Source organism: Elusimicrobiota bacterium, assembly GCA_041660925.1.
GTDB lineage: Bacteria > Elusimicrobiota > Elusimicrobia > UBA1565 > UBA1565 > JBAZUV01.
Genome location: JBAZVI010000019.1, coordinates 1 through 11,628 on the forward strand (window position 1 = coordinate 1; position 11,628 = coordinate 11,628).

Below are 11,628 nucleotides of genomic sequence, written 5' to 3' on the forward strand. Positions count from 1 at the left end.
GGCATGACGCTCGACGTGAAGTACCTGCCGGCGGAGGAGGAGGCGGCGCTGCTGCGCATCTTCTTCGACAAGGTGGACCCGGCGCTCATCGACAAGCTCGTGGCCATCGCCAACGACCTGCGCAAGGTCTACCCGGACGTCCTGCCGCTGCCCATCGCTCCGCGCACGCTCATCCACATCGTGGAGCACATCCAGCACTATCCCGGCGACAGCGTCACGGACATCTTCACGAAGACCTACAACCCCTCCTCCATCGTCGAGGACCCGGTCATCGCCGAGACCATCGCCGCGTCCCTGCGCCGCTACGACCTCGAAGGGAACAAGGCCTCCGCGGCCGCCCGCGACTCGCTGGCCTCCATCCTCGAAGAGTTCGCCGAGCAGAAGCGCGTGAAGCTCGCGCAGGAAGCGGAGGCGAAGCGCCAGGCCGAGGCCGCGAAGCCGAAGTCGACTCCCGTCCCCATCAACACCGCGCACGACAGCGACGAGGACGACTGGGACGGCGGCGGCGGACACATGGACTTCGACTCCCCGCGGACGAAGTGGGACGACACGCCCGGCCCCATGTCCTGGGACCAATGGATGAACCGGTCCGACCGCATGCCCCCCATGCCGTTCACGAGCCCCAAGAGCGGCGAGGACGGCCTCCCGTCGCCGACCTTCACCTCCCCCGACGACGGCGCCGCCTCTCCCGAAGAGGAGAAGGGCCTCGTCGACGCCTGGGCGAAGGTCCTCGAGAACGTCGCGCGACTGCTCTCGAGCTACATGGGCCTGCGCCTCTCCCCTTTCTACTATCTCCAGAAGCACGGCGAGAACGAGAAGAACACCCCGCGGCGCTGGCGCGCGGTCTCGGGTCTGGAGGAGATCCAGTACCTCCCCGAGGACCTCGCCGACCCGGACAGGAACGTCTCGCTCGGCCGACTCGCGCACGAGGTCTGGCACCTGATCTTCAGCCGTCCCGAGCTCATCTTCGAGAACAAGCCGTTCATCAAGAACATGGCCTTCCAGGCCCTCTGGTGGGCCGTCGAGGACCCCCGCATCAACAACCTCGGCGTCGCGAAACACCCGGGCGCCCGCGGCTGGCTCGAGGCCGCCTACGCGAAGGACTACGGCATCCAGGACATCGACGCGGAGCGCGCGCGCTGGGCGCGCATCCCGCTGCACCTCCAGTTCAACTACGCGCTCATCTACCAGTGGTGGTCCGGCCGCCCCGACCCGCGCGTCGTCGACTCCCGGGTCCTCGAGGCGCTCCAGAAGGCCGCCAAGCCCATCCGGAAGGCTATCGCCGAGAAGGACGCCCGGCGCGCCTTCGAGATCATCCGCGACGAGATCTGGCCCATCTATCAGGAGCTGATGAAGCAGGCCTACGACCAGGCCATGCAGGACAAGGCCGAGCAGGACGGCGAGCAGCAGGACGGGGAGAAGAGCGACGAGAAGCAGGAAGGCCAGGGCAAGGGTCAGGGCCAGGGAGAGCAGGGCGACGAGCAGCAGGACCAGGACCAGCAGGGCTCGCAGGCCGGCGAGGGGCAGGAGGGCGACGAGCAGCAGGCCTCTGAATCCGAGTCCTCGTCCGGCGGACAGGGGAAGCAGGGCCGGCAGCAGCAGGATAAGAAGGGCAAGCAGGGCGGCAAGAAGAAGCAGCGCCCTCTCACCGACGAGGAGAAGAAGAAGTACGAGGACCAGGTCCGCAAGGAGATGGAGAAGCAGGAGAAGGAATATCGCGACAAGCACGGGGAGAAGACCCTCGACAACCCCGAGGACATGAGCGACGCCCAGCAGGAGAAGGCGAAGAAGGAAGCCGAGGAGATGCGCAAGAAGGTGGAGAAGGCCCGCCAGAAGGGCCAGCCCGGCCAGCAGGACCAACAGCCGCAGGACGGCCAGTCCGGCCAGTCCTCCGACTCCGATTCCTCCGCGCAGGACGGGAAGAAATCCGACCCCTCCGACCCGCAGAAGCAGAAGCAGCAGAAGGACCGGCTCAACAAGGCCGACGAGGAGAAGGAGGTCCGCCAGGCGGACCACGACCGCTACAACAAGTACTTCGACCGCGTCCGCAAGCTCATCCCGACGATGCGCCAGCAGCTCCTGCAGACGCTCAAGCAGAAGATCCGCCAACGCACCATCCGCGGCCGCGACTCCGGGGATCTCGACGAGGACGCCTACCACCGCATCCCCGCCGGCGACCCGGACATCTTCAAGGAGGATTTCCTCCCCAACAAGACGCTCTACCGCATCTCGCTGCTCATCGACACCAGCGGCAGCATGGACGGCGACAAGAAGGAGCGCGCCATCGAAGGAGCCATCATGATGATGGAGGCGCTCGACAAGGTCCCCGGCGTGCAGTTCGAGGTGGTGAAGTACGACAGCGACCCGAAGGTGCTCAAGCCCTACGGCGCGAAGCTCTCCCCGAAGATGAAGGAGTCGATCATCGCCGCCATCTTCTCGGGCACGGGCTCCACCGAGGCGCACAAGGCCCTCAAGGAGGCCATCGAGCGCATCCGCATGGGCCGCGGCGACAAGATGATCATCATGGTCAACGACGGCGACCCGGACTACAACTTCGACCGCGACCAGTACCGGGCGCTCATCAAGGCCGCCAAGGACGTCGACATCCACGGCATCGGGCTCGGCGACCAGGCCCAGCTCGTGCTCGACCTCTTCCCGCCCGGACAAGGGCATTGGCTGAAGGACGCGGCGGAGTTCGCCAACAACCTGCGCAACATCCTGCGCAAGAAGCTGCTGGGGCACTGAGGCCCGCGCCCGGCATCCCCCTCTCCCCCCCTGGGAGAGGGGGATTTTTTTGAGCGCGGGATTCGGATAACGTAATCAGGTATAATCCATCCGTCGAGCCGATCTGGAGAGGTGCGTGAGCGGTTGAAACGGCACGACTGGAAATCGTGTAGGGGTAACACCCTCGGGGGTTCGAATCCCCCCCTCTCCGCCATTTTGCGAGCGCGCGGAGGCCGGACCTGCCGGACCGGCTGAGCACGCTCGTCCCGACCAAAGGTCGGGATCGCCGCCCAATAGTCCCGCGAACCGGGAACGCCGGATGCGAAGCATGGAAGCCGTCACGAAGAAGAAGCCCGCCGCGACCATCAAGACCGGCAACACCGGCCTCACGGTCAAGGTCTACCTCTGGCCGCTGACGAAGGTCCAGCACGAGTTCGATGCCGAGAAAGCGCGCCTCTGGATCAAGGGACAGGTGACCGACTCCGCGACCGGACAGGTCCGGAAGTTCAACGACGCCGGCGAACTCATCTCGCTGCTCGGAAAATGGAACGCGAAGCGCTTCAAGGCGATGAAGCGCGACGACTGGCGCCAAGGCCGCCTGGACCTCTGAGCGCACGGGTCGTCCGAGAACTCCGCAGCCGTCCTCTCCCCCGAAAACAGAAATGACGGATGGACCTTCGCTCCGGCGTTGCCGGAGCGCTTTCTCAGCGATGCTTCGCTTCTACGAAGCCCTCGAGGGATCCCCGCAGGGGATTCCTAGAAAAGCGTGAAGGGGAAGCCCGGCGGAAGCACGGCGTAGAAGTCCAGCAGGGCCGCCGCGCTGAGGAAGGGCCCGAAGGGGATCGGGTCCTGGCGCGCGATGCGCCGGCGCAGGATGAGGGAGAGGCCCCAGGCGGAGCCGAGGAAAGACGCGACGATGAGCGCGTTGAAGGCGCCGAGCGCGCCCGCCCACGCCCCGATGGCGGCCAGCAGCTTCACGTCGCCGCCGCCCATCGCCTCCTTCTTGAAGACCTTCTCCCCGAAGACCGCCAGCCCCCAGCAGAGCGCGAAGCCGACCGCGGCCCCGCCCACGGAGTGCAGGACGCGGCTCCACCAGACCTGGCCGCTCAGCAGCGGGTTGAGCGGAGCCAGGAGGAGGCCCGCGGCGAGGAGCCCGAGCGAGAGCTCGTCGGGGATGAGGAAGGTGTCCCAGTCGATGAAGGCCACCGCGACGAGGGCCGCGCAGGCGAGCAGGGCGGGGAGCGTCCAGAGCATGTGCTCCGGCCAGCGCAGGCGCAGGCCGAGCGCGAGGAGTCCGAGGAGGAGCTCGACGGCCGGGTAGCGCGCGGAGATGGGGGCGCGGCAATGCCGGCAGCGGCCCTTGAGAAGGAACCAGCTGAGCAGCGGGAGGTTGTCGTAGAAGGCGATGGGCTTCGAGCAGAGCGGGCAGCGTGAGCGGGGGTGAACGACGGACATGTCCCGGGGCAGGCGGTGGATGAGGACGTTGACGAAGCTTCCGAGACAGAGGCCGAACACGGTCCAGACCGTCCGTTCGAACGCCGCCGGGATTGCTATCATCGTCACGATGCCGTCCTCGAGCCTGGGAACCCGTCGAGCGGAGCTCGCGCTCCTGCTCCTCTGCGCCGCCGCGTATGCGCTGGCGCTCGGCGCCTACTACGTCGGATTCTTCAACGACGACGCATTCTACATCATCGGAGCCCGCTCGCTCCTCTCCGGCCGCTTCGCCGAGCTCAACGCGCCGGGCGCACCGCCCCTCTCCCCCTACATGCCCGGCTACCCGCTCCTGCTCGCGCCGCTGACGGCCCTCTTCCCGGAGAGCTTCCTCCCCCTCCAGCTCCTCTCCGTCGCCTGCACGCTGGGCTCGCTCCACCTGCTCTGGGAGCTCCTCGACGGGAGAGCCTCCCCCGCGGTCCGCTTCGCCGCGACGGCGCTCGCCGGTCTCAACCCGCTCACCGTGAGCGTCTCGGGCACGGTGCTCACCGACCCGCTCTTCACGCTCCTGACCCTCGCGTTCTTCGTCCAGGCGCGCCGAGCATGGAGGGACGAGGCCCCCGGCCCGTGGGCCCTCCTCTGCGGCCTCTGCGCCGCTTCCTGGTACGTCCGTCCGACGGGAGCGGTCTTCGGAGCGGCCCTCGTCGGGACGCTCCTCCTGCAGCGGCGCCCGCGGCGCGCCCTGGCGTGCGCCGCCGCGCTCGCGGCGCTGGCGGCCCCGTGGCTGCTGCGCGGCGCGCTTCAGGGGAGCCCTCTGATCCCGTACGCGGGAGAGCTCCCGACCGCCGACGCCTCTCCCTCCCTGCCCGCGATCCTCTCCGGCGCCGGCGCGAGCGCGCTCTTCCATCTCCGGGAGCTGTACGCGCGCGCCCTCTTCCGCTGGCCGGGGGCGGCGACCGGAGGCCCCGCGGAGACCCTCGCCGTGCTCGGGGGCCTGGCGCTGACCCTGCTCGGCCTGCGCCGCCTGCGCCCCGGCCCGCTCGCGCTGCTCGCCGCGGCCGGCTACGCCGGGCTCCACCTGCTCTGGGCGAAGACGACCGCCCGCTACCTGCTCCCGGCGCTGCCCTTCGTCTGCGCGCTGGTCCTCCTGGGGACGCAGGAACTCGAGGAGCGCTGGGCTCTGCGCCGGGCCGCGCTCCCGCTGGCGACCCTCGCGCTGGCCCTCGCCCTCTTCGCGCCGACCCTCGGGACGGTCTTCGCGGCCTCCCGCCGCAAGGGGACACCGTTGACGACGCCTCCGGAGAGGACCTTCTCCTGGATCCGGACGCACGCGCCGCCGGACGCGGTGTTCGCCGCGGAGGAGCAGGGACGGGTCTACCTCCTCACGGGCCGGCGCAGCGCGCGCCTGCGCGGCGCCCCGACGTCGCGGGAGTTCGCGGCGGGCCTGCGCGCGCGCGGCGCCGGCTGGGTCCTCTCGCTCCCCGACGGAGGGGCGATCGTCCGCCGGGACGACCCCAACGCCCCCCTGCCTTCGTCGGACCTGCGCCGCCTGGCCGCGCCGCCCCTCTTCGAAAAGGTCTTCGAAGACCCCGCAGAGCGCTCCGCGATCTACCGCCTCCGCTGAGAGTCCATCAAGCGGGGCCCCCCGCCTCTCGAGGCGGGGGGCCCACTTCCTCCGAGCTTCCGCTCAGTACGTCGACCAGATGCTGGTCTTCGTGTCCGTGTGCGTGCAGTTGACGAGCACGGTCCCGAAGTTCGCGTCCGCCGGCCCGTTGTTGTACGACCAGCCGCCGACGTCCGTGATGGCCGCGACGCCCGAGCCCAGCACGAACGTGTTCGCGTCCGCATGGTAGTTCGGCGTCTTACCCTGCGGCATCGCCGACATGTACTTGCCGTTGATGGTCAGAGCATCCGGGGTGTTGGGATACTGCCCCTCCATGTCCCCGTAGTAGATGCTCAACGCGCTGCGGACCGCGCCCAGGTTGCCCTTGGTCGCGCCCTCGTTCGACTTGCGGATCAGCTCGGCGAACTTCGGGATGGCGATGGCCGCCAATATACCGATGATGGCTACCACGATCATCAGTTCGATGAGCGTGAACCCTCGGCTCCCCGAGCTCTTCTTCGTTCTCTCGCGCATGGTCCTACCCTCCTTTGTGCCGGCATGATGTACGAAGGAGGAATCGTGCGGCATCCGGCACGCTTGGCGACCCGCGCGAGCGGGTATATCGGAAGTGTATCCCGCCCCCGGCTCCGCCGCCAGTGGCCTCGGCTGTGACTTTGAGCGGCCGGAAAGACGAAGGCCCCCCGCCTCGAGAGGCGGGGGGCCTTCCGTCACTGCGAGCGTCGGGTCAGTACGTCGACCAGATGCTGGTCTTCGTGTCCGTGTGCGTGCAGTTCACAAGGATGGTGCCGAAGTTCGCATCGGCCGGCCCGTTGTTGTACGACCAGCCGCCGACGTCCGTGATGGCCGCGACGCCCGAGCCCAGCGCGAACGTGTTGCGGTCCGCGTGGTAGTTCGGCGTCTTGCCCTGCGGCATCGCCGACATGTACTTGCCGTTGATGGTCAGAGCATCCGGGGTGTTGGGATACTGCCCCTCCATGTCCCCGTAGTAGATGCTCAGCGCGCTGCGGACCGCGCCCAGGTTGCCCTTGGTCGCGCCCTCGTTCGACTTGCGGATCAGCTCCGCGAACTTCGGGATGGCGATGGCCGCCAGGATTCCGATGATGGCCACCACGATCATGAGCTCGATGAGCGTGAAACCGCGCTTGCTGTTACGCATGTTCTTGTCCCTCCGGGTGCGTCATGCCCTGCGCGTGTCCGTCGTTGCGCGGTCGTCGTCTCCGTCTTAAAACGAAGCCCCTGGTCTCTCGACCAGGGGCTTGTTGTTCACGCTGAGCGAAAGCTCAATACGTGGACCAGATGCTGGTCTTCGTGTCCGTGTGAGTGCAGTTCACAAGGATGGTGCCGAAGTTCGCATCCGCCGGCCCGTTGTTGTAAGACCAACCGCCGACGTCCGTGATGGCCGCGACGCCCGAGCCCAGCGCGAACGTGTTGCGGTCCGCGTGGTAGTTCGGCGTCTTGCCCTGCGGCATCGACGACATGTACTTGCCGTTGATGGTCAGAGCATCCGGGGTATTGGGGTACTGTCCTTCCATATCCCCGTAGTAGATGCTCAGCGCGCTGCGGACCGCGCCCAGGTTGCCCTTGGTCGCGCCTTCGTTCGACTTACGGATAAGCTCAGCGAACTTCGGGATCGCGATGGCCGCGAGGATACCGATGATGGCCACGACGATCATGAGCTCGATGAGGGTGAAGCCCCGCTTGCTGTTACGCATGGTCTTTACTCCCTCCTTTGTGCCGGCATGATGTATTCAAGGAGTAATTCGATCGATCCCGGCACGTATAGGTACGACCTTGCGAACTATGACAGCCCGATTGTACCGCAGGGCCCACCTTGTGTCAACTACTTTATGCGGCGACGTGGAGCACGGGGGAGCCCCGGCCGCTGCGCCGTCAATTCGTAGATCTCCGCGCCGGAGACTCCGTCGCGGAAGGCGAGCCGGTACGGGGGGTTCCGCAGCCCCTCGCGGAAGGACTCCAGCGACCGGCCCCAGGAGAACTCCCCGGGCCTCGAGGCCCCGAGGTCCGGCACGGGAACCCAGAAGACCCAGCGCACGCGCAGGCGCCGCAGAGCCGCCGGCCCGCGCTCGCCGGGGCGCAGGGAGGTGAAGGGGAGGAACGGCCTCCCCGTGTACCAGGCCTCGCGCGCCTCGAAGACCCCGAGGAATAGGTCCTCGGCCCGCGTATTCTCCCGCGCCCAGGCGTACGCCGCGGCCTGCTCGGGAAGGGCGTGCGCGCGGGCGGCCTCGCGCAGCGCGGGGAACTGGACGCAGAAAGACGGCCCCGCCAGGAGAGCCGCCAGGAGGAACGCGCCCGTCCGGCCGCGCAGGTCCAGCGCCAGCGCCAGCAGGCCCGCGAGCAGGAAAGGAAGCAGCGGCGGAAGATAGCGCTCGTACCACCACGGCCAGAAGGCGTGCATCAGGAGCGAGCCCGCCAGAAAGAGCCCCGCCTCCCTCCAGCCGGGGACCGTCCGGCGGCGCCACCAGCCCGCGGCGGAGAGGAGGGTCAGCACGGCGCCCGTCGTCGCCGCGAGAGCGCGCGGAGCCTCGCGCAGCGGCAGGACGGTCCGCCCCCAGAGCTCGACGGCCGCGGAGAGGTTCGCCGCCGCCAGCGCGAAGAGCGCCGCCGCCCCGCGGGGTAGGTGCGCGAAGAGCTCGGCCCCTTCGGGCAGCTGGACGCCCGCCGCGGCCGTCCAGGCCTTCCAGAGCAGGGGGAGCGGAGCGGCCGCCGCGAGACAGACGAAGGCGTCGCGGCGCCGTCCTCTCAGCCAAAAGAAGGCCGGCACCGCGGCCGCGAGCGGGAGCGCCGCCGGCCGGACGAGCCAGGTCGCGCCCAGGCAGAGGCCCGCGGCCCACGCCGGAAGTCCCGCCTCCAGAGCCGCCAGGAGGCCGAACGCGCAGGAGAGGAACGGGAACTCGCACATGGCGATGCCGGCGCGGGAGAGCACGAGGGGGTTGAGGCCGAAGAGGACCAGCGCGGCGAGCGCCGCGGCGGGGCCTTCCCGCCGGCGCATCCAGGCCCAGAAGAGGAACGAGGAGAGCGCCAGCCAGAGCCAGGCCCAGAGCTGGTAGCCGAGGGGGTTCTCTCCGGAGACGGCCGCCGCGGGGGCGAGGAGGAGCGGCCAACCCGGAGTCGTCGTGGCCAGCGGAGGGTCGCCGGGAGAGATGCCGAGCGCGTAGCGGCCCGCGAGCAGGGCCCTGGAGGCGAGGACGTAGACGGCATCGTCTCCCTCGGAGCCGAGGTAACGGGCGGGGACGACGAGCAGCTGTGCGAGGAGGATAAAGACGAAGACCGCGAGGATCGCGGTCTTCGGGTCGAACCTACCGGATGGGCAAGCGGGGACTTGAACCCCGAAGGCCTTGCGGCCACACGGTCCTGAGCCGTGCGCGTCTGCCAATTCCGCCACCTGCCCGTCCTGTAGGTCCGGCCGCCGGCAATTGCTAGAATGATTATAGCGGGTTCGCTGACGACCGTCAATGACAGAGAAAAAGAAGAAGGCCGAGAAGGCCGACGACGGACGGGTCTCCGTCGCCCTCAACCGGAAGGCGCGCATGCGCTACGAGATCCTCGAGACCCTCGAGGCCGGCCTCGCGCTCAAGGGCGCCGAGGTCAAATCGGTGCGCGCCGGCGGAGTCTCCTTCGAAGGCAGCTTCGCCCGCGTCGACGGCGCGGAGGCCTGGCTCCACAACCTGCACATCGCGCCCTACAAGCAGAACACCGTCGAGGCCATCCCCCCCCTGCGCACGCGCAAGCTGCTGCTCCATCGCCGGGAGATCGAACGCCTCGGCGGGAAGCTGCAGACCAAGGGACTGACGATCGTCCCGCTCGAGATCTTCTTCCTGCGCGGCTGGGCCAAGGTCCTGCTCGGCCTGGGACGCGGCAAGCGCGGCCCGGACCGCCGCGACGATCTGAAGAAGCGCGACCTCGAACGCGAGATGGGTCGCGGCTTCCGCGCAAGAGGGTGACCTCGCTCTTCGGAGACCTCGTCCTCGCCGGCCTCCTCATGGGAGGACTGCGCGAGAGCTGGCAGTGGGCGCTCGCCCTCGCGCTCTTCTGCGCGCTCGCCGCGCGGCGGACGCCCGCCCGGGGGGCGGTCCCCGCGGCGCTCTGGGCCTGGGGCGCGTGGGCGCTGCTCTGCGCGCTCGTCTCCCCCGAGCCGCTCGTCGCGCTTCCCGCCGCGGCCAGGCTCCTCCTCCCCCTTCCGGTCCTCGCCGCCTGCGCGGGCTCCTTCCGCGAGGAAGAACGCTCCGCCTGGCTGCTGCGCCTGCAGCCGGCGGCGCTGCTGTTCGTGTTCGCGTCCTTCTTCCTCTCGCGCCCCGACTACCCCTGGACCGGGCTGCTCCCTCCCCACCACGGCTACACGGGAGCGCTCCTCGCCGCCGCCTTCGCCGCCGCCTGCGCGGCGCTGCTGGCTCCCGGCGGACCTTCGCCCCGGCCCGTCCGCCTCGCGCTCTCCGGAGCCGCGCTCGTCGCGGGCGCGGCCTGCGCGGCCGCCAGTTCTCGGGCCGCCCTGCTGGGCTGCGGGTCGGCGCTCGCCCTCCTCCTCTGGCGCAGCGGACGGCGCAGAGCGCTGCTGGCCGCCGCCGTCCTCCTGCTCGCGCTGGCCGCGTTCGTCCCCGCGGGCCTCTGGGTCGCGGCGCTCAAGCTCGACCATCCCGCCGCGTCGGTGCGCCCGTCCATCTGGGGGAGCGCGCTGCGCGTCGTGCGGGCGAATCCCATCCTGGGGACCGGCCCCGGCCGCTTCGAGCGCGGCTACCTCCTCGAGCGTTCCCCGGCGCCTTCCTCCTTCGCCACGAACTACGGCATGAGCACCGCCTACGCCCACTCGGAGCCCCTCCAGTCCGCCGCCGAGACGGGCCTCGTCGGACTCCTCCTGCTCCTCGCCGGGGTCGGGACGCTCCTGCTGCGCGCCGCCCGCGCGCGCCCGGCCTCCTGGAGCCGCGAGGCCGCGCTCGCGGCGTGCGCGGCGCTCCTCGCGCAGGCCTCCGTCGACGACATCTTCGCGCTGCCGGGCCTCGCGGCCCTCTTCGCCTACCTCCTCGCGGCCGCCCAGCCGCCGGCCGAGGCCGCCCGCCCGTCGCGCGCATGGGGCGCGTTCTGCGCCGCCGGCGCCCTGCTCGCCGTCGTCTCTCCGTGGACGGCCTGGACGCTCCGGGGGCTGAGCCTCCGGGACGACTCCGCGTCCATCGAGAAAGCCCTCGGCCTCGCTCCGGCCGACGACGCCCTATGGGAGGCGCTCGCCCGCGCGCGCCTGCGCGAGGGCGGAAGGAACGTCGGGCCGGCGCTCGCGATGGCGGAGCGGCTCAGCCCGACGAACGCGCTGCGTCCGATGCTGCGCTCCGAGCTCCGGCGCGCCGAAGGGGACTGGCGCGGGATGGCGGAAGCCGCCGCGCGCGCATGGAAGCTCGAGCCCGCCTCCCCCCACGCCCGCCTCCAGATGGCCGAGGCCGCGGCGCGCCTGGGCGCAACGGAAGCCGCGGGGCCCCTCCTCGCGCAGGCCCGCTGGCTGCGCGCGCGCGAAGAGGAGCGGCGGCGGCTGGCCGGCGGCCCGCCCGACGGCTACAACGGCTTCGTCCTCTCCATCGACCCGACGCGCTTCGACGAAGTCTCCTCCCTCCTTCGGGAATCCGACAAGCGGATTCCCGTCCGTGTCCGATCGAAGCACCCCTGAAGATCGAAGGACGACGAAGCTGTCGCACTCCTGAAAGGAGTGCGGACAGTCGCGCCGTCTAGGAGTCCGTCCGAGTAATAGCGTGCGTTTTGGGGGCCCAGCTTCGGATTGGATGCAAGGAGCGACGAGCGAGCATAGCTGAAGCTATGTGAGCGAGGAGCGACGCCGCAGACGGCCGAAG

10 protein-coding genes and 2 tRNA genes are annotated in these 11,628 nt (G+C 69.7%); 6 read left to right on the plus strand and 6 right to left on the minus strand.

The annotated features are described in order from the left end of the window. The 3 genes from WC969_15445 to WC969_15455 form a co-directional block, all read left to right on the plus strand. Positions 1-2,745: VWA domain-containing protein (locus WC969_15445; GenBank protein ID MFA6031245.1), on the plus strand; the 2,745-nt coding region annotated here is incomplete at its 5' end. A gap of 105 nt (positions 2,746-2,850) precedes the next feature. After that, positions 2,851-2,938 (plus strand) — tRNA-Ser (locus tag WC969_15450). A gap of 114 nt (positions 2,939-3,052) precedes the next feature. Beyond that, positions 3,053-3,334, plus strand: coding sequence for a hypothetical protein (locus WC969_15455; protein MFA6031246.1), 282 nt, complete (start codon positions 3,053-3,055; stop codon positions 3,332-3,334). 146 nt (positions 3,335-3,480) lie between these two features. Here the strand turns inward: WC969_15455 and WC969_15460 are convergent, their stop codons facing one another. Beyond that, positions 3,481-4,281: a prepilin peptidase gene (locus WC969_15460; GenBank protein ID MFA6031247.1), complete on the minus strand. Its 801-nt coding sequence runs from the start codon at positions 4,279-4,281 to the stop codon at positions 3,481-3,483. A 7-nt stretch (positions 4,282-4,288) separates the two neighbouring features. On the opposite strand from WC969_15460, the gene WC969_15465 reads away from it, so the two are divergent. Then, the gene (locus WC969_15465) at positions 4,289-5,779 is read left to right on the plus strand and encodes a glycosyltransferase family 39 protein (GenBank protein MFA6031248.1); all 1,491 of its coding nucleotides are present in this window, start codon (positions 4,289-4,291) and stop codon (positions 5,777-5,779) included. 63 nt (positions 5,780-5,842) lie between these two features. On the opposite strand, the gene WC969_15470 is transcribed toward WC969_15465, so the two are convergent. The 5 genes from WC969_15470 to WC969_15490 form a co-directional block, all read right to left on the minus strand. After that, positions 5,843-6,292 carry a type II secretion system protein gene (locus WC969_15470; GenBank protein MFA6031249.1) on the minus strand — a complete coding sequence of 150 codons (450 nt, stop codon included), beginning with the start codon at positions 6,290-6,292 and terminating at the stop codon, positions 5,843-5,845. A 211-nt stretch (positions 6,293-6,503) separates the two neighbouring features. Continuing rightward, a complete protein-coding gene (locus WC969_15475) occupies positions 6,504-6,935 on the minus strand; it encodes a type II secretion system protein (protein MFA6031250.1) in 432 nt (143 codons plus the stop codon). 124 nt (positions 6,936-7,059) lie between these two features. Further along, a complete protein-coding gene (locus tag WC969_15480) occupies positions 7,060-7,491 on the minus strand; it encodes a type II secretion system protein (protein ID MFA6031251.1) in 432 nt (143 codons plus the stop codon). A 128-nt stretch (positions 7,492-7,619) separates the two neighbouring features. Next, positions 7,620-8,789, minus strand: a complete 1,170-nt coding sequence (locus WC969_15485; protein ID MFA6031252.1) for a hypothetical protein — start codon at positions 8,787-8,789, stop codon at positions 7,620-7,622. Between the two features lie 315 nt (positions 8,790-9,104). Beyond that, positions 9,105-9,188 (minus strand) — tRNA-Leu (locus WC969_15490). A 64-nt stretch (positions 9,189-9,252) separates the two neighbouring features. Between WC969_15490 and smpB the strand changes: the two genes are divergently transcribed. Beyond that, positions 9,253-9,741: an SsrA-binding protein SmpB gene (gene smpB / locus WC969_15495; GenBank protein MFA6031253.1), complete on the plus strand. Its 489-nt coding sequence runs from the start codon at positions 9,253-9,255 to the stop codon at positions 9,739-9,741. Further along, on the plus strand, positions 9,738-11,447 hold the full coding sequence (locus WC969_15500) for an O-antigen ligase family protein (protein ID MFA6031254.1): 1,710 nt from the start codon (positions 9,738-9,740) through the stop codon (positions 11,445-11,447). Before smpB ends, WC969_15500 begins: the two co-directional genes overlap by 4 nt. The last annotated feature ends 181 nt before the right edge of the window (positions 11,448-11,628 follow it).